At 47.5% G+C, this 693-nt stretch carries 1 protein-coding gene; it reads right to left on the minus strand.

Annotated features, from left to right (window positions below):
* Positions 1-52 precede the first annotated feature (52 nt).
* Positions 53-693, minus strand: a 641-nt coding sequence (locus NR125_RS30260; RefSeq protein WP_256816864.1) for a hypothetical protein, incomplete at its 5' end; no start/stop codon positions are given.

The following is a 693-nucleotide window of genomic DNA, read 5'->3' on the forward strand; positions in this document are numbered from 1 at the left end:
GCACCCGTTCGTAATATAAGGTTAGCCAGATATTTCTGGTTGACCTTTTTCTTTATTTTCTTCCTCTTCCTTTCTTCTTTTTCTCCCTTCTCCCCCTTTTTTTCCCTCCCTTCCCCTCCCCTTTTCCCCCCCTCCTTTTCTCCCCCTTTTTCCTTCTTTTTTTTCCCCCTCTCCCTTTTCCCCCTCTCCCCTTTTTCCTCCCCTTTCTCCCTTCCTTCCTCTCTTTCTTCTTTTCCCTCTTCCTTTCCTTTTCTTTCCTTTTCCCTCTCTTTTTTTTCCCTCTCCCTTTCTTCTCCTCTTTTCCCTCCCTCTTTCTTCCTTCTCCCTCCTCTTTCTCCTCTTTTTCCCCTTCCCCCTTCTCTCTTTCCTTTCCCTCTTCTCTTTCTTCTCTCTTCTTTTCTTTTTTCTTTCTTTTTTTCTCCCTTCTTCTCCCCTTTTTTTTTCCTCCCTCTTCCCTCCCTTCCTCCCCTTTTTCTCCCCCCCTCTCCTTCCTTTCTTCCCCCTCCCTTCCCCTCTCTTTCCTTCTTTTTCCCCTTCCTTTTCCCCCCTCTTTCTCCCCTTCCTTTTTTCTCCTCCTTTCCTTTCTTCTCTTTCCCTCTTTTTCCCTCCCTCCCTCTTTTCCCCTTTCCCCCTTCTCTTTTCCTTTCTCCCTCTTCCTCCCCTTTCCCTTCTTCCCCCTTTTTCCCTCCTCCC

Origin of the sequence: Cytobacillus sp. Bac17 (assembly GCF_024519925.1) — a bacterium.
Lineage (GTDB): Bacteria > Bacillota > Bacilli > Bacillales > Cytobacillaceae > Cytobacillus > Cytobacillus pseudoceanisediminis.